This window comes from Massilia agri, from assembly GCF_024753255.1.
Taxonomy (GTDB): Bacteria; Pseudomonadota; Gammaproteobacteria; order Burkholderiales; family Burkholderiaceae_D; genus Telluria; species Telluria agri.
The window spans coordinates 1-15,100 of sequence record NZ_JANUHA010000004.1; the positions used below are offsets into that span (position 1 = coordinate 1).

The 15,100-nt window shown below is 65.2% G+C and carries 16 protein-coding genes and 1 tRNA gene; 7 read left to right on the forward strand and 10 right to left on the reverse strand.

The genetic code is table 11. From position 1 onward, the window contains the following. The 3 genes from NX780_RS25380 to NX780_RS07030 form a co-directional block, all read left to right on the forward strand. A partial coding sequence (locus NX780_RS25380) for a hypothetical protein (protein ID WP_441294993.1) occupies positions 1–315 on the forward strand: 315 nt, incomplete at its 5' end. A gap of 12 nt (positions 316–327) precedes the next feature. Continuing rightward, positions 328–1,257: an acetylglutamate kinase gene (gene argB / locus NX780_RS07025; RefSeq protein WP_258827152.1), complete on the forward strand. Its 930-nt coding sequence runs from the start codon at positions 328–330 to the stop codon at positions 1,255–1,257. A gap of 43 nt (positions 1,258–1,300) precedes the next feature. Then, positions 1,301–1,375, forward strand: a tRNA-Thr gene (locus NX780_RS07030). Positions 1,376–1,516: 141 nt separating this feature from the next. On the opposite strand, the gene NX780_RS07035 is transcribed toward NX780_RS07030, so the two are convergent. Next, the gene (locus NX780_RS07035; protein ID WP_258827153.1) at positions 1,517–2,407 is read right to left on the reverse strand and encodes a TraB/GumN family protein; all 891 of its coding nucleotides are present in this window, start codon (positions 2,405–2,407) and stop codon (positions 1,517–1,519) included. A gap of 29 nt (positions 2,408–2,436) precedes the next feature. Here NX780_RS07035 and NX780_RS07040 point away from each other — a divergent pair, with 29 nt between their 5' ends. The 3 genes from NX780_RS07040 to pabB are packed head-to-tail and all read left to right on the forward strand — an operon-like array spanning position 2,437 to position 5,619. Then, positions 2,437–3,165, forward strand: a complete 729-nt coding sequence (locus NX780_RS07040; RefSeq protein ID WP_258827154.1) for an HAD-IA family hydrolase — start codon at positions 2,437–2,439, stop codon at positions 3,163–3,165. 25 nt (positions 3,166–3,190) lie between these two features. Further along, complete coding sequence (slmA, locus tag NX780_RS07045) at positions 3,191–3,769, forward strand: nucleoid occlusion factor SlmA (protein WP_258827155.1); 579 nt, start codon at positions 3,191–3,193, stop codon at positions 3,767–3,769. Positions 3,770–3,786: 17 nt separating this feature from the next. Beyond that, positions 3,787–5,619 (forward strand): aminodeoxychorismate synthase component I, encoded by a 1,833-nt coding sequence (gene pabB / locus NX780_RS07050; RefSeq protein WP_258827156.1) that lies wholly within the window; start codon positions 3,787–3,789, stop codon positions 5,617–5,619. Between the two features lie 12 nt (positions 5,620–5,631). On the opposite strand, the gene NX780_RS07055 is transcribed toward pabB, so the two are convergent. The 3 genes from NX780_RS07055 to NX780_RS07065 form a co-directional block, all read right to left on the reverse strand. Continuing rightward, a complete protein-coding gene (locus NX780_RS07055; protein ID WP_370663590.1) occupies positions 5,632–6,234 on the reverse strand; it encodes an OmpW/AlkL family protein in 603 nt (200 codons plus the stop codon). A gap of 117 nt (positions 6,235–6,351) precedes the next feature. Further along, positions 6,352–6,957, reverse strand: coding sequence for a glutathione peroxidase (locus tag NX780_RS07060; protein WP_258827158.1), 606 nt, complete (start codon positions 6,955–6,957; stop codon positions 6,352–6,354). Between the two features lie 62 nt (positions 6,958–7,019). Then, positions 7,020–7,442, reverse strand: coding sequence for a CoA-binding protein (locus tag NX780_RS07065; protein WP_258827159.1), 423 nt, complete (start codon positions 7,440–7,442; stop codon positions 7,020–7,022). Between the two features lie 108 nt (positions 7,443–7,550). Here NX780_RS07065 and NX780_RS07070 point away from each other — a divergent pair, with 108 nt between their 5' ends. Continuing rightward, complete coding sequence (locus NX780_RS07070) at positions 7,551–8,165, forward strand: peptidoglycan recognition protein family protein (protein WP_258827160.1); 615 nt, start codon at positions 7,551–7,553, stop codon at positions 8,163–8,165. Between the two features lies 1 nt (position 8,166). On the opposite strand, the gene NX780_RS07075 is transcribed toward NX780_RS07070, so the two are convergent. The 6 genes from NX780_RS07075 to atpG form a co-directional block, all read right to left on the reverse strand. Next, complete coding sequence (locus NX780_RS07075) at positions 8,167–9,807, reverse strand: serine hydrolase (RefSeq protein WP_258827161.1); 1,641 nt, start codon at positions 9,805–9,807, stop codon at positions 8,167–8,169. A gap of 117 nt (positions 9,808–9,924) precedes the next feature. Then, positions 9,925–11,595 (reverse strand): serine hydrolase, encoded by a 1,671-nt coding sequence (locus NX780_RS07080; RefSeq protein ID WP_258827162.1) that lies wholly within the window; start codon positions 11,593–11,595, stop codon positions 9,925–9,927. A 129-nt stretch (positions 11,596–11,724) separates the two neighbouring features. Further along, positions 11,725–12,087, reverse strand: coding sequence for a hypothetical protein (locus tag NX780_RS07085; protein ID WP_258827163.1), 363 nt, complete (start codon positions 12,085–12,087; stop codon positions 11,725–11,727). A gap of 198 nt (positions 12,088–12,285) precedes the next feature. Beyond that, positions 12,286–12,708 carry a F0F1 ATP synthase subunit epsilon gene (locus NX780_RS07090; RefSeq protein WP_258827164.1) on the reverse strand — a complete coding sequence of 141 codons (423 nt, stop codon included), beginning with the start codon at positions 12,706–12,708 and terminating at the stop codon, positions 12,286–12,288. A 34-nt stretch (positions 12,709–12,742) separates the two neighbouring features. Then, positions 12,743–14,146, reverse strand: coding sequence for a F0F1 ATP synthase subunit beta (atpD, locus tag NX780_RS07095; RefSeq protein WP_258827165.1), 1,404 nt, complete (start codon positions 14,144–14,146; stop codon positions 12,743–12,745). A gap of 56 nt (positions 14,147–14,202) precedes the next feature. Then, positions 14,203–15,078, reverse strand: a complete 876-nt coding sequence (atpG, locus tag NX780_RS07100) for a F0F1 ATP synthase subunit gamma (RefSeq protein ID WP_258827166.1) — start codon at positions 15,076–15,078, stop codon at positions 14,203–14,205. Positions 15,079–15,100: the final 22 nt, after the last annotated feature.

Sequence of the window (15,100 nt, forward strand, 5' to 3'; positions counted from 1 at the left end):
CTCTGCCGACCACCCTACGAAGAACGCTTTGCCAGCTCTGCGGCAATATGCGCACGCAGGCAGGTCGGACACCAGCATCCGACCTTCTCCAGCGGTACGGGAACGGCGGGCGGCAGCGCCGTGCACCAGCAGGGCTCGGAAGTGCCATCACGCATGGCGCAGCCGAATTCCCCTCCGCAACGAATACACACGCTCACTTCATGCTCCCTGTTCAGTTTGCTTCGATACGTAGCCATCAGGCCAATAAAATACAACAAGACGCCATATAATCAGCACAAGGACTACGCTGTTGCCTTAAAATCTTGCGACATTTAATTTGGACCCCTCATGAACGCTACTCTTGCCAGCTTGAATACCGACGACCAGCCCAACGATCTGACCAAAGTATCGCCGCAGATCAAGGCACAGATCCTGGCCGAGGCGCTTCCCTACATCCGTAATTTCCACGGCAAGACCATCGTCATCAAGTACGGCGGCAATGCCATGACCGACGAACGCCTGAAGCACGGCTTCGCACGCGACGTCATCCTGCTCAAGCTGGTGGGCATGAATCCGGTCGTGGTGCACGGCGGCGGTCCGCAGATCGACAATGCGCTGAAAAAGATCGGCAAGCAAGGCACCTTCGTGCAGGGCATGCGCATTACCGACGAAGAGACCATGGAAGTGGTCGAGTGGGTGCTGGGCGGCGAAGTCCAGCAGGACATCGTGATGCTGATTAACCACTACGGCGGCCAGGCCGTGGGCCTGACCGGCAAGGACGGCGGCCTGATCCGCGCACGCCGCATGTCGATGCCGGACAAGGAAAAGCCGGGCGAATTCCTCGACATCGGTTTCGTCGGCGAGATCGAGGCGATCAATCCGGCGGTCGTGAAAGCGCTGCAGGACGACGCCTTCATCCCGATCATCTCGCCGATCGGCTTCGGCCAGGACGGCCAGGCCTACAACATCAATGCCGACGTCGTCGCCGGCAAGATCGCCGAGATCCTGAAGGCCGAAAAGCTGATCATGATGACCAATATCGCCGGCGTGCAGGACAAGAACGGCAACCTGGTCACCGACCTGTCGGCGCGCGAGATCGACGAGATGTTCGCGGACGGTACGATTTCCGGCGGTATGCTGCCGAAAATCTCGTCGGCACTGGACGCGGCCAAGTCGGGCGTGAACACCGTGCACATCATCGATGGCCGCATCGAGCACAGTTTGTTGCTGGAAGTCTTGACCGAACAGGCTTTTGGCACTATGATCCGGTCTCACTAAATTTTTTGTGGCGGAAATTTCCGCCGCAAGAATTGACCTGAATGCCCTTGTAGCTCAGTGGTAGAGCACTCCCTTGGTAAGGGAGAGGCCACGTGTTCAATCCACGTCAAGGGCACCACTCCCCTCCTGCAGCAAATCCCGTACTTTCAAACCCACCTGGCTTTGCCTGTGTTGCTGACGCTACGCGGCTGTGTATTTCGAATTGCGCGCCACGCGGCCTTGTCACTCATGAACAAGTCCGCGTGATCTGCCAAAGCGCTTAGTACACCCGCTCCACCTTCACGCCGCGCTTGCGCAGCAGTTCCGGCACGCCTTCCTTGCCGACCAGGTGCAGCAGGCCCACCGCCACCACCGCGTTGTTTTCGCGTCCGACCAGCGACACGATCTTGTCCGCCATCGGGCCGTTACGCTCGTTCATCAGGACTTCGCGCGTAAACTTGCCGCCCACGGTATTGTCTTCTTCGAGGCGCTTGGCGATCCGGTCCAGCGCCGCCTGGTCTGCGCCCTCGTAGGCCGCGAACAGTTCACGCGCCTCGCGCGCATGGCGGCCCGACTCCATGTCGTTCAGCGCCTCTTCCAGCATCGTCCACTGGTCGTCGACCGGCATGCGGTTGAACAGCGTCGCCTGGTATTCCATCGATTCGAGCTCGGTGATGCGGGTCTTGCCGCTGCTCTTGGCCAGGCCGGCCAGGTGGGCGTCGACGCCCAGTTTCGGGTCGTAGCCGAGCTTTCCGGCTTCGACCATCGCGAGCGTCGCGACCAGCATCCATGGCTTCAGCTGGGCGACCATGGCAGGCTCGATGCCCTGCTTCCTGAGGCCGGCTTCGATCCGCGCGCGGCGCTCGGCCGGGAGGCCAGGCAGGCCGGGCGTGCCGGCCGGGAACATGCCATGCTTGAAAATGGTGGCGGCCATCGCCGCCTGATCGCCGGTCGAATCGACTTCCAGCGCCAGGGTCGGCGCCGCGGCCATTGCCGCACCAATGCGCGGTTCGAGCGGATAGAAGTCGGGACGCCCGGCATGGACGGTGCCGTAGAGGTAGAGCGCGTTGGCGCCGCTGCTGACCTTGAAGAGCGCCCCCCGTTCTCCCGCCAGCGCCTGGAAGGCCATCAGGAAGAGGCTGAAGAACACCACTATAATCGGACGTCGCATTGTCTTTCTCCTTGTTGCTTTGAAGTAAAGTGCCAAATCTTACGCTCCCCAGTCCCGTCTGGCTATTCGACCTGGATAACACGCTGCATGACGCATCTCATGCAATCTTTCCGGCGATTAGCGCCAACATGAACACCTATATCGCGCGGGTGCTCGGCGATGGCGTCACGCCGGCCAGCCAGTCCGTGGTCGATGCCGCGCGCCTGGGCTACTGGAAGCGCTACGGCGCCACCCTGCTCGGCATGATCCGCCACCACGGGGTCTGCAGCGCCGACTTCCTGCACGTGACCCACGACCTGGGCGCGCTCGACAAGCTGGTGCGCGCCGAAAAAGGCCTCGCCACCCTGCTCCGGCGCCTGCCGGGCCGCAAGATCCTGCTGACCAATGCACCGACCCACTACTCGACGGACGTGATGCGCCACCTGGGCCTGTCCCGCCACTTCGCCCACCACGTGGCGATCGAGCACATGCACGTGCATGGCCAGCTGCGTCCCAAGCCGTCCAGCCTGATGCTGCGCCGCCTGCTGCGCAAGCACGGCGTGGCGGCGCGCCGCTGCATCCTGGTCGAGGACACCCTGGCCAACCTGAAAAGCGCCAGCCGCCTCGGCCTGCGCACCGTGTGGGTGACCCAGTACCTGAAGATGAGCGACCCGATCGGCCGTGCCCCCTTGCCGCGGACCCTGAAACGCCCCCGCTACGTCGATGTCAAAGTAAAATCCGTGCGGCAGTTGCCCGCGCGTCTGCACCGTCTACGCTAATACAACAACAAACACTAGGGATCACATGGCAAGCACCAAGCCAGGCCAGCGCAAGCTGCAAATCCTCCAGGCCCTGGCCTCGATGCTCGAGCAGCCCAAGGGCGAGAAGATCACCACGGCGGCCCTCGCCGCGCGCCTCTCGGTATCCGAGGCCGCCCTGTACCGCCACTTCGCCAGCAAGGCCCAGATGTACGAGGGCCTGATCGAGTTCATCGAGTCCAGCGTCTTCGGCCTGATCAACCAGATCGCCGAGCGCGAGGAGCGCGGCATCGACCAGGCCCACGCCATCCTGCAGATGCTGCTCGGTTTCGCCGCCAGCAATCCCGGCATGACCCGGGTCCTGATCGGCGATGCCCTGGTGGGCGAGGACGAGCGCCTGCAATCGCGCATGAACGGCTTCTACGACCGCATCGAGATGGCCTGCCGCCAGGCCTTGCGCGTGGCGGTCAGCCAGGGCCACGGCGTCGAGGACGACGTGGCGGCGCGCGCCAGCCTGCTGGTGAGCTATGTGACGGGACGCTGGCACCGCTTCGCCAAGAGCGGCTTCAAGCAGAATCCGGCCGAAGGCACGGCCGTGCAGCTCTCGCTGCTGCTGGCGGCATAAACGGCCGCCAACGCATCATGGACACCCAGGAAGTCTTCGCACTGCTCGACGACGCCGGCGCCGAAGGCGAAGCGCGCTCGCGCCTGTACAGCCGTCACGCGGGCACGCTGTCTTGCCTGGACGCCGCCGGCTGGCCGCAGCTGCTGCAAGACATGCAGGCGGCACTGGCGCGCGGCCTGTACGCGGTGCCGCTCCTGTCCTACGAACTGGGCGCGCAGCTGGCGGACCTGCCGGCCCACCCGATCGGCGGTCCGCTGGCCCGGGTCCTGCTGTTCGAACAGTGCGAGCATATGGAAGCGAGCCAGGTCGAGGCCTGGATCGCCACCCGCGCCGCGAGCCTGGAACCGGCCGGCGTGGCCGGCATCGACGCCAATGTCGACGAAACGGCGTTCACCGAAGCGATCGGCCGCATCCGCGACTATATCGCGGCCGGCGACACCTACCAGGTCAACTACACCTACCGCCTGCGCTTCGAGACCTATGGCCCGCTGGTGTCCCTGTACGCGCGCCTGCGGGCGCGCCAGCGCGTGCCCTACGGGGCCCTGGTGGCGCTGCCGGACGGGGAAGCCCTGCTGTCCTTCTCTCCCGAGCTTTTCGTGCGCCACGCAGCCGGCATGCTGGCCGCGCGCCCGATGAAAGGTACTGCGCCGGCCAGCGGTGACGATGCGGCCGACACCGAGCGCGGCCAGGCCCTGGCCCGGGATCCGAAGAATCGCGCCGAAAACCTCATGATCGTCGACCTGCTGCGCAACGACCTGGGACGCATTGCCGTCACCGGCAGCGTGCGGGTGCCGGCCCTGTTCGAGGTGAAGCGCTATGGCGCCGTGCTGCAGATGACCTCGACCGTCGAGGCGCGCCTGCGCCCGGATGCGACGCTCGAGGAACTGTTCGCCGCCCTCTACCCCTGCGGCTCCATCACGGGGGCGCCGAAACGCCGCACGATGGAGATCATCCACGAGCTGGAGCCGGCGCCGCGCGGCATCTATACCGGCGCGATCGGCTGGTTCGACCCGCCGGCGGACGGCGCAGCCTTCGGTGATTTCTGCCTGTCGGTGCCGATCCGCACCCTGGCCCTGGGCGCGCCCCAGGGCGGCACGCGGCGCGGTGAGCTGGGCGTGGGCGCCGGCATCGTCCACGACAGCGATGCGGCGGCCGAATACGCCGAATGCCGGCTCAAGGCCCGCTTCCTGACCAGCCTGCCCAACGAATTCGAGATCTTCGAGACCCTGCGCGCCAGCCTGGAACACGGCTGCCGCCATCTCGAGCAGCACCTGGACCGCCTCGCGGCCTCCTGCCGCACCTTCGGCTATCCCTTCGAGCCGGGCGAGGCGCGCGCGCTGCTCATCGAAACCTGCCTGGCCCTCCCCGCCGGCCAGCTGCACCGCCTGCGCCTGGCCGTCCAGCCGGGCGGCAAGATGGTGGTGCAGTCCGCGCCGCTGCAGCCCCTGAACGAGCCGGTGGCGCTGCTGCTGGCGAACGAGACCACCCACTCGGGCGACCTCTTCCTGCGCCACAAGACGAGCGTGCGCAGCCGCTACGACGCGGCCTGGCGCGCGGCCGAGGCGCGCGGCGCCTTCGACGCCCTGTTCTTCAACGAAAGGGGGGAACTCACGGAAGGGGGGCGCAGCAATGTGTTCGTGCGCTTCGGGGGCCGCTGGTACACGCCGCCGCTATCCTGCGGCCTGCTGCCGGGGGTGATGCGCGCGGTGCTGCTCGAAGCCCCGGCCTGGCAGGCGAGCGAGCGCGTGATCACGCGCGCGATGCTGGAAGAGGCGGACGACATCGTCGTCTGCAATGCCCTGCGCGGGCCGCTGCGCGCCGTCATCGTCGACGACGGACCCGCAGCGTAAATCGAAGCCGCCTCAGAAGCGGTAACCCACGCCGACGCCGACCAGCAGCGGATCGACCCGCACTTCCGATGCCCTTGCCCCACCCAGCAGCACGTCGCTGCGCAGCTTCACCTTCTTCACGTCCAGATTGAGCGACCAGCGCGCATCGAGCTTGACGTCGACGCCGGCCTGCAGCGCCAGGCCCCAGCTGTCCTTCTCCAGGTCGGCCGCACCATCGAGCAGTTTTACGCGCGAGATGCGGGTGTAGTTGATGCCCGCTCCGACATAGGGACGCACGCTGGCCTGCGGCGCGAAGTGGTACTGTGCCGTCAAGGTCGGCGGCAGGTGGCGGAAGCTGCCGATGCGCTGGCCGTCGAGGGTGACGTCGTGCTTCTGTGGATAAGTCAGGATCAGTTCGGCCGCCAGGTTCGGCGTGAAGAAGTAGGAGACGTCCAGTTCCGGGATCGTCTTCGTGCTGACATGGATGCGGTCTGCTGCGCCGGCGCCCGCCAGGGGCGAAGATTCGTTGGCGGTGTCGATATGAACCGCGCGGGCGCGTACGAGCCAGTTCGTGTCCTGTGCCAAGGCCTGGCTACCAGCGACGGCGAGGACCGCCGCCAGCACATGCTTCAACATTGCTTTCATCTTTTTCTTGCCTTTCGTCTTTGTCGTCAGTGACGAAGGCAAGCTTATTGATGCAGCGCAAAAAAATCGTTGATGTGGATCAAATACCCACAATCACATCAAGGTTATTCAGAGCGCCGCTTCGATCTTCCCGACCAGGGCCGGATCTTCCGGCGTGACCTTGCTCGGGAAGTAGTCCAGCACCTTGCCGTCGCGGCCGATCAGGTACTTGGTGAAGTTCCACTTCGGCGCCTGGCCGGTGGCTTTCGTCAGGCTGGCGTGCAGGGGATTGGCTTCCGGTCCGGTGACGGCGCTCTTGGCGAACATCGGGAACTTCACGCCATAGGTGTTGAAGCAGAAGTCGGCGATCTCCTTCGAGTTGCCCGGCTCCTGCTTGCCGAAGTCGTTCGAGGGGAAGCCCAGCACCACCAGGCCGCGGCCGCCGTATTTCGCGTACAGCTTCTCCAGCCCTTCGTACTGCTTGGTGAAGCCGCAGTAGCTGGCCGTGTTCACCACCAGCACCACCTTGCCCGCGTACTGGCACAGGTCCTGCGGCGCGTCGTCCTGCAGGCGCTTGAAGTTCTGCTTCAGGATGGCGGGACACGCCGCCGGGGTACGGCCATCCGGCATGGCAGGACGGGTGGCAAGGGGAGCGGTTCCTGCCTGGGCGGCGGCAGGCTGGTGGACGCTCGCGGCGGCGATGGCGGCGAGCAGGAAAGCGGAGGTCTTGAACATGGCGGCGGCATTCCAGGGTGGCGATGCCCTGATTGTAACGCAGCCGCCTGCGTAGAAAATCCTCAGCCTTGCAGGCTGCGGTGCTCGATCTTGATGCAATGGTCCTGCACGACATCGAGCCCGGCTGCGCGCGCCAGGTCGGCCGCGGCCTGGTTCTCGACGCCGAGCTGCATCCACAGGCAGCCGGCGCGCACGGCGATCGCTTCGCGCGCGATCGGCGGGATGTCCTCGGACTTGCGGAAGCAGTCGACGATGTCGATCGGCTGGCCGCCGGCCGCCAGGGCGTCGGCCGCTTCCTGCAACGAGGCGTAGACGGTCTCGCCGAGGATGGTGTCGCCGGCATAGCTCGGGTTCACCGGCACGATGCGGTAGCCGGCCTGCTGCAGGTAGGCGGCGACCTCGTTGCTGGCGCGGTCGGGCTTGTTCGACAGGCCGACGATGGCGATGGTCTTGCTGTCGCTGAGAATCTGGGAAATGCTGCGCATGATCGAAAAGTGGTGGTTGTTCCCCTTAGCTTATCAGATTTACATCACGCGCTGGCGCGCCTGACGGAATCGTGGAAAGATGCGGTTTCGTCCCTTTCCATCACGCCCATGCGCTTCCCTTTCCTGCCCTGCCTCGCCCTCCTGCTGCCCTTGTGGGCCCACGCCGCCGAGCCCCTGAACTCGGTCGAACGCGCCATCGTGCCCGTCAGCGCCTGGGGCGGCACCCCAGCCGACGCATCGAAAGCGCGGCGCCACGCCATCACCCGGATCACCTTGCACCACCAGGGCGAGCCCTTCAAGCCGGGCACCGACCCGCAGGCCTACCTGCGCCGCCTGCAGAGCTGGTCGCGCGCGAGCAAGGGCTGGCTCGACATCCCCTACCACTACGTGATCGACCTGGACGGCCGCATGTACGAGGCGCGCCATATCGACTACGCGGGCGACACGAATACCGACTACGACCCCAGCGGCCACGCCCTGATCGAGGTGGTCGGCAATTTCGAGGAAGTCGAGCCGAACCAGGCCCAGCTCGACGCGGTGGTCGAGCTGATGGCGATGCTGGCCGCGAAGTACAAGGTCTCGCTGGACGACATCAGGAGCCACCGCGACCACTCGGACAACACCGTGTGCCCGGGCGCGAACCTGTACCGCTATGTGAAGGAGGATTACTTCCGCCACAAGGTCGCGCTGCGCCTGGCCGGCGAGCAGGCGAGAAGCCGCTGAGTCACAGCTTGCGGCCCGGGGTGCTGCGGCCTCCCTGCCTGAGCACCATCCCCTGTCCCTCGAACACGATCTCGGCGTCGGCCGCATCCGAGAAGAACACGTTCTCGCTCATCGGGAAGATCTCGAGCCTGTCCTGGCCCAGGGCCTGGCCGAAGTAGCGGTCCCCTTCCCGCGTGAACTCGATCACCAGGTCGGGGCGCAGCTGGTAGCGGCCGACATGCCTGTCGAAGGCCGCGTGCGGGATCTTCACCGCCCGGCGCCCGGCCGGGGCGTCGCCGATGCGCGGGTTGCGCAGCGCTTCGCCTTCCCGGTGCAGCGTCACGCCCGTGACCTTTCCGCGCGCATCGCGCTCGAAGGCGAACCAGTCCAGTCCTCCCGCCACGAAGAACCTGTCCTTCGACGCCGCCTTGAGCCGCACCGGCGGCTGGCCATCCAGCTGCATCAACAGCCCTTCGCGCGCGTGCCTGAACACGCGCCGCACGCCGTCGCCGGCGTCGTAGCTGCCGGCGACGGCGTCCAGCGCGCCGGGCGCCGGCGCCACTTCCCTGAACTCGCGGTAGGGTTTGCCGAGAGCGACGGCGGCGGCCTTGCGCGCCACCAGCTGCGGGTTGGCCGGCCCGCTGTCGCTGTTGCTCAGCACCGCCACATAGACCTTGCGCTCCGGGATACGCAGTGCGAAGCCGGTGAAGCCATTGATGGCGCCGCCGTGGCCCACCATGGCCTCGCCCTGCACCTTTCCCACTTCCCAGCCATAGCCGTATCCGGTCGGCTTGCCGTCGTTCAGGCGCCAGGAAGTGAAGGCGCGCCGCCAGCTGGCGGATTTCAAGAGGCTGCCGGAGGAAATGGCGGCATCCCAGCGCGCCAGGTCGTCCACGGTCGACACCAGCGCGCCGGCCGCGTAGGGCTGGCTCATGCTGAGCGGCGCCGCGTAGTCGTAGCCCTTCTCCGTCCGGCTGTGGCCCGCCGCGACCGGGGCCCGGCGACGCGCATGGCCCTCGTAGGCGGTGTCCTTCATCCCCAGCGGAACGAAGATGCGCTGCGCGAGGAAGTCCGCATAGCCTGTGCCGGACACCTTCTCGATGATCGCGCCGAGCAGGACATAGCCCGAATTGTTGTAGCGAAATTCGCTGCCCGGCTCGAAGTCGAGCGGATCGTCCTTGAAGGAGTCGATCAGCTGGGCCACGCTCATGTCTTGCCGCGACCGCCCCTCTGCGGCAGGCTTGCTGGTGAAACTCGCGATGCCCGAGGTATGGGTCAGCAGGTGCTCGATGGTGATCCGCCTGCCGCGCGCCGGATAGTCCGGCAGGTGCCGCGTGATGTCGTCGTCGAGCGACAGCCTGCCCTCCTCGGACAGCAGCAGGATGGCCGCCGCCGTGAACTGCTTGGTGATCGAAGCAAGGCGCAGCACCATGTCCGGCCGCATCGCGATGCCCTTGCCGGCGTCGGCCATGCCGTAGGCGCGGCGCAGGATGGTCTTGCCGTCCTTGACCACGATGACCGTGGCGCCCGGGGCGCCGGCCTGGAAGGAAGGCGCGATTGCCGCGTCGATGCGCGCGGCGATGGTCTTGCCTGCGTCCCCGCCGAAGGCGGGCGGGGCCTGGAGCGCCAGCAGGATGGCGGCGCAGATGACGGTGCGGAGCATGGCGAATCCCTTCCCTCGTCTGTTCATGAATAGAGCAGGATAGGCCGGCCGGGCGGCCACTGCCATGCCCGGCCGACGAAACGGGGGACGCGCGGCACGGAACCGCTTCTGCGCGGATCAGAGCCTGCGGCCGACCATGTTGCGGCTGCCCTGCGTGAACGTGAGGTTCTGGCCATCGAAGCCGATTTCGGCATCGACATCGCGCGAGAAGAAGCGCGCTTCGCTCAGGGGGAAGATCTCGACGCGGCGCTGCCCGGTCGGCTGCAGGAAGTAACGCCCGCCCTCGCGCGAGAGCTCGAACACCATCCCGGGCTGGATCTCGTAGCGTCCCGCGCGCGCATCGAAAGCGGCGTCGCTGATCTTCGCCACCACGCGCGGCGGCGGCGCGTCGCCGCTGCGCACGTGCGCCAGCGCCCGGCCGTCCTGGTGGTAGGTCACGCCGGTGACCTTGCCTGCCGCATCGCGCTGGAACACGAACCAGTCGACCGTGTCCGGCACGAAGAAGGTGTCGGGCGACATGGCCTTCAGCACCAGGGGGCCACGCCCGGGGCGCTGCAGGGAGAGGTACTCGCCGTCGCGCCGGAACACGCGCTGGGTGTCCTTTCCGAAGGTGTAGGCGCCCGCCACCGCATCCAGTGCGGCGGCGTCCAGCGCCACTTCCCTGAATTCCGGGAAGGGCTTGCCGATGGCGACGGCGGCGGCGCGGCGCGTCACCACGTCGGGGACCACCGTGCCGGCGTCGCTGTTGGTCAGCACCGCCACATATACGCCCTTGCCCGGTATCCGCAGGCCGTAGGAGCGGAAGCCCCGGGTCGAACCGCTGTGGCCGACCGCCGGTTCTCCCTGAACCAGGCTCATCTCCCAGCCATAGCCGTAGTAGCTGTCCTTGCCATCGCTCAGGCGATAGGAAGTGAAGGCGCGCTGCCAGGTGGCCGGCTTGAGCAGTTTGCTGCCCACGGCCGCATCCCATTTCGCCAGGTCGTCCACCGTCGACACCAGTTCTCCGGCGGCATAGGACTGGTTCTTGCCGAGCGGCCGGGCCGGGCCGAAACCTTTGTCGAGGGGGGAGTGCCCGGCGGCGCCCGGCCACTTGCCGCGCTCGTGACCTTCGTAGGCCGTGTGCTCCATCCCGAGCGGCACGAAGATGCGCTGCTCGACGAACTGGTGGTAAGGCTGTCCCGAGACCTTTTCGATGATGGCGCCGAGCAGGTAGTAGCCCGAGTTGTTGTAGCGCCAGCTGCTCCCCGGTTCGAACTGGATCGGGTCGTTCTTGAACGAGTCGATCGTCGCGGCCACCGTGGTGTCCTGCGGCGCGCGCTGCGAGAAACCCGGCCTGCCGGTGTAGCTGACAATGCCCGAGGTATGGGTCAGCAGGTGTTCGATGGTGATTTTCTTCCCCTGGGTCGGGTAGTCCGGCAAATACTTCGTGATCTCGTCCTGGACCGAGAGCTTGCCCTCGTCTTCCAGCAGCAGGATGCCGGTCGCGGTGAACTGCTTGGTCATCGAGCCGATGCGCAGCACCATTTCCGGCGTCATCCTGACACCCCTCAATGTGTCGGCCATGCCGTAGGCCGTGCGCAGCAGGGTCTTGCCGTCCTTGACGACAATAACGGCGGCGCCGGGACCGTCCGGCTGGAAGTAGGGAGCGAGGGTCGCGTGCAGGCGGAATGCCAGGTCTTTTTCAAGCCGTGTGAGCGGCGCCTTGTCCTGCGGGGCATCAAAGGCAAAGGCGGCCTGCGGCTGGCACAGGAGCAGCACGGCGGCGCAGACGGCGGTGCGGATGATCATGGTCGGGACTCCTTTCTTGTTTTGGAGTGCCGACTGTATTTGCGCGGCCCCCGGGGCCGCAATCGGAAGCCGACCGGTGGTCGCCTGGATGGGGCGAGTGGTCGCCCGGCGGGGGCGAACGGGACACGCTCAGGACAGCCTGGCGCTGCTCAGGAACAGCCAGGTCACCGTCATCACGACGATGCCGGTGAGCGTGACGCAGGATCCGGTGAAGAACAGGGCGGAGAGCATGGTGGCCGACAGCACCCGTTCGAACAGGAAGCCGAGCGCGAAGTCGAAACCCGCCAGCACCGACCAGCGCCGCATATAGACCGGCAGGTAGCGGCTCATGCGGCGGTTGTGCTCGCGCGCGGCATGGCGCTCGTAGAGGTCGCGCGCCCGGCTCACGTCGCGGAACAGCCAGTCGAAAAAGAGGAAGCGGTAGAGGGTCTGGCCGAACGGCGCTTCGGCTGCGGCGGCGTGCTGCTCAGGGGGTTCTGGAGGGAGTGCCATGATCCGGACCGATGTCTCGCATGCTGGAGAAACGATACTAAGCCGGATCGCCGCATGCACGCGTGCGCCAGCTAACGGTGTGCCACATTCCCGCACTGCTAAAACTTGAGGCAAAACAATTGCCAATAAAAAAGGCAGCCCGCAGGCTGCCTTTCTCTTTCCGCGAAAGCGGATGCGCCGCAAACGCGGACGTATGAATCAACGTCCCTTCGAACGCAGCTTCTGGATCGCCGCCAGCTGCGCGATCGCCGCGGCCATTTCGGCCTGAGCTTTCGCGTAGTCGATCTTCGATTCCTTGTTCAGCATCAGCTCTTCGGCCTGCTTCTTTGCTTCCAGTGCCTTCGCTTCGTCCAGGTCGCCACCGCGGATCGCGGTGTCGGCCAGCACGGTCACGCCATTCGGCTGCACTTCGAGGATACCGCCTGCGACGAAGACGAACTCTTCGCCGCCACCAGCCTTCTGGATGCGGACGGCACCTGGCCTGATGCGCGTGATGAGGGGGGTGTGGCGTGGGTAGATACCCAGCTCACCCGCTTCACCCGGCAGTGCGACGAATTCGGCCAGGCCGGAGAAGATCTGCTCTTCGGCCGAGACCACGTCCACTTGAATCGTGTTTGCCATGTCTGTCCTTCAGGTGAAAGGTAAGGAAGTTGGCTTAGGCAGCCAGCTTCTTGGCCTTTTCGATTGCTTCCTCGATGGTGCCGACCATGTAGAAGGCCTGCTCCGGCAGGTGGTCCAGTTCGCCCGATGCGATCATCTTGAAGCCCTTGATCGTGTCTTTCAGCGAAACGTACTTGCCCGGCGAGCCGGTGAACACTTCAGCGACGTGGAACGGCTGCGACAGGAAACGCTGCATCTTACGTGCACGAGCGACGACCAGCTTGTCTTCCGGCGCCAGTTCGTCCATGCCCAGAATCGCGATGATGTCGCGCAGTTCCTTGTAGCGCTGCAGGGTGCCCTGCACGGCGCGCGCGGTGTTGTAGTGCTCTTCACCGACGACCAGCGGGTCCAGCTGGCGCGAGGTCGAGTCGAGCGGATCCACTGCCGGGTAGATACCCAGCGAAGCGATGTCACGCGACAGAACGACGGTCGAGTCCAGGTGGGCGAAGGTGGTTGCCGGCGACGGGTCGGTCAAGTCGTCCGCAGGGACGTACACGGCCTGGATCGAGGTGATCGAGCCGGTCTTGGTCGAGGTGATGCGCTCTTGCAGGCGGCCCATTTCTTCGGCCAGGGTCGGCTGGTAACCCACCGCCGACGGCATACGGCCCAGCAGTGCCGACACTTCGGTACCGGCCAGGGTGTAGCGGTAGATGTTGTCGACGAAGAACAGAACGTCCTTGCCTTCGTCACGGAACGCTTCCGCCATGGTCAGGCCGGTCAGCGCGACGCGCAGACGGTTGCCCGGCGGTTCGTTCATCTGGCCATAGACCATCGCCACTTTCGAGTTGGTCGGGTTTTCCAGGTCGACGACCTTGGCGTCCGCCATCTCGTGGTAGAAGTCGTTACCTTCACGGGTACGCTCACCCACGCCGGCGAACACGGACAGACCCGAGTGCGCTTTTGCGATGTTGTTGATCAGTTCCATCATGTTGACGGTCTTGCCGACGCCGGCGCCGCCGAACAGGCCGACCTTGCCGCCTTTTGCGAACGGGCAGACCAGGTCGATCACCTTGATGCCGGTTTCCAGCAGGTCGGTCGACGGCGACAGTTCGTCGTAGGCCGGTGCTTCGCGGTGGATCGAAGCCATGCGCTCGTGGCTGACCGGACCGCATTCGTCGATCGGGTTGCCCAGCACGTCCATGATGCGGCCCAGGGTCGGGGTGCCGACCGGGACCATGATCGGGTTGCCGGTGTTCTGGATGATCATGCCGCGACGCAGGCCTTCCGAGCTGCCCAGAGCAATGGTACGGACCACGCCGTCGCCCAGCTGCTGCTGAACTTCCAGGGTCAGTTCCGAACCTTCCATTTTCAGTGCGTCGTACACTTTCGGCATGGCGTTACGCGGGAATTCCACGTCAACCACTGCGCCGATACACTGAACGATTTTGCCATCAGCCATTTTCGTTCCTTCAGATATAGTTAAATTCTTGTATGCTTGATCAAGAGGGGCAGCGATTAAACCGCTGCGGCGCCCGACACGATCTCGGAGAGTTCTTTGGTAATCGCTGCCTGGCGGGTCTTGTTGTAGACCAGCTTCAGGTCGCTGATGACACTGCCGGCGTTATCGCTCGCGGCCTTCATCGCGACCATGCGCGCCGATTGCTCGGACGCCAGGTTTTCTGCAACCGCCTGGTACACCAGCGCTTCCACGTAACGCACCAGCAGTTCGTCGATGACGACCTGTGCTTCCGGTTCGTAGATGTAGTCCCAGCTGATACCGCCCGCATCCTTTTCCAGGTGCTTTGCCGGCAGCGGCAGCAGCTGCTCGACCATCGGTTCCTGCTTCATCGTGTTGATGAACTTGGTGTAGCACAGGTAGACAGCGTCGAGCTTGCCTTCCTGGTACGCGTCCAGCATCACTTTGACCGGACCGATCAGCTTGTCCAGGTGCGGGGTGTCGCCGAGCTGGGTCGCTTGCGAGACCAGCTTCATGCCCATGCGGTTCAGGAAACCCAGGCCCTTGTTGCCGATGGCGACTGCCTCGACGCGATTGCCTGCCTGCTCCACTTCGCGTGCCTTCTGGGTCACCTGGCGCAGCACGTTGGTGTTCATGCCGCCGCACAGACCCTTGTCGGTCGTGACGACGATGAAGCCGACGGCTTTCGCCTGCACATCCTTGGCTTGCGCCATGAATGCGTGGGTGTACTCCGGGTTTGCGCCCGCAAGATTTGCGGTGATGCTACGAACCTTCTCACTGTAGGGACGGGCGGCGCGCATGCGGTCCTGCGCCTTGCGCATTTTCGATGCGGCGACCATTTCCATCGCCTTGGTGATCTTCTTCGTATTCTCTACGCTCTTGATCTTGCCACGAATCTCTTTGCCTACTGCCATGAGTCCTTACTCCTTCCGCGCA

What these genes read in the sequence shown, in the direction of transcription:
- argB (WP_258827152.1), top strand. Translation starts at nt 328, where the DNA reads ATGAACGCTACTCTTGCCAGCTTGAATACCGACGACCAGCCCAACGAT.
- NX780_RS07035 (WP_258827153.1), bottom strand. Translation starts at nt 2,407, where the DNA reads ATGCGACGTCCGATTATAGTGGTGTTCTTCAGCCTCTTCCTGATGGCC.
- slmA (WP_258827155.1), top strand. Translation starts at nt 3,191, where the DNA reads ATGGCAAGCACCAAGCCAGGCCAGCGCAAGCTGCAAATCCTCCAGGCC.
- pabB (WP_258827156.1), top strand. Translation starts at nt 3,787, where the DNA reads ATGGACACCCAGGAAGTCTTCGCACTGCTCGACGACGCCGGCGCCGAA.
- NX780_RS07055 (WP_370663590.1), bottom strand. Translation starts at nt 6,234, where the DNA reads ATGTTGAAGCATGTGCTGGCGGCGGTCCTCGCCGTCGCTGGTAGCCAG.
- NX780_RS07060 (WP_258827158.1), bottom strand. Translation starts at nt 6,957, where the DNA reads ATGTTCAAGACCTCCGCTTTCCTGCTCGCCGCCATCGCCGCCGCGAGC.
- NX780_RS07065 (WP_258827159.1), bottom strand. Translation starts at nt 7,442, where the DNA reads ATGCGCAGCATTTCCCAGATTCTCAGCGACAGCAAGACCATCGCCATC.
- NX780_RS07070 (WP_258827160.1), top strand. Translation starts at nt 7,551, where the DNA reads ATGCGCTTCCCTTTCCTGCCCTGCCTCGCCCTCCTGCTGCCCTTGTGG.
- NX780_RS07075 (WP_258827161.1), bottom strand. Translation starts at nt 9,807, where the DNA reads ATGCTCCGCACCGTCATCTGCGCCGCCATCCTGCTGGCGCTCCAGGCC.
- NX780_RS07080 (WP_258827162.1), bottom strand. Translation starts at nt 11,595, where the DNA reads ATGATCATCCGCACCGCCGTCTGCGCCGCCGTGCTGCTCCTGTGCCAG.
- NX780_RS07085 (WP_258827163.1), bottom strand. Translation starts at nt 12,087, where the DNA reads ATGGCACTCCCTCCAGAACCCCCTGAGCAGCACGCCGCCGCAGCCGAA.
- NX780_RS07090 (WP_258827164.1), bottom strand. Translation starts at nt 12,708, where the DNA reads ATGGCAAACACGATTCAAGTGGACGTGGTCTCGGCCGAAGAGCAGATC.
- atpD (WP_258827165.1), bottom strand. Translation starts at nt 14,146, where the DNA reads ATGGCTGATGGCAAAATCGTTCAGTGTATCGGCGCAGTGGTTGACGTG.
- atpG (WP_258827166.1), bottom strand. Translation starts at nt 15,078, where the DNA reads ATGGCAGTAGGCAAAGAGATTCGTGGCAAGATCAAGAGCGTAGAGAAT.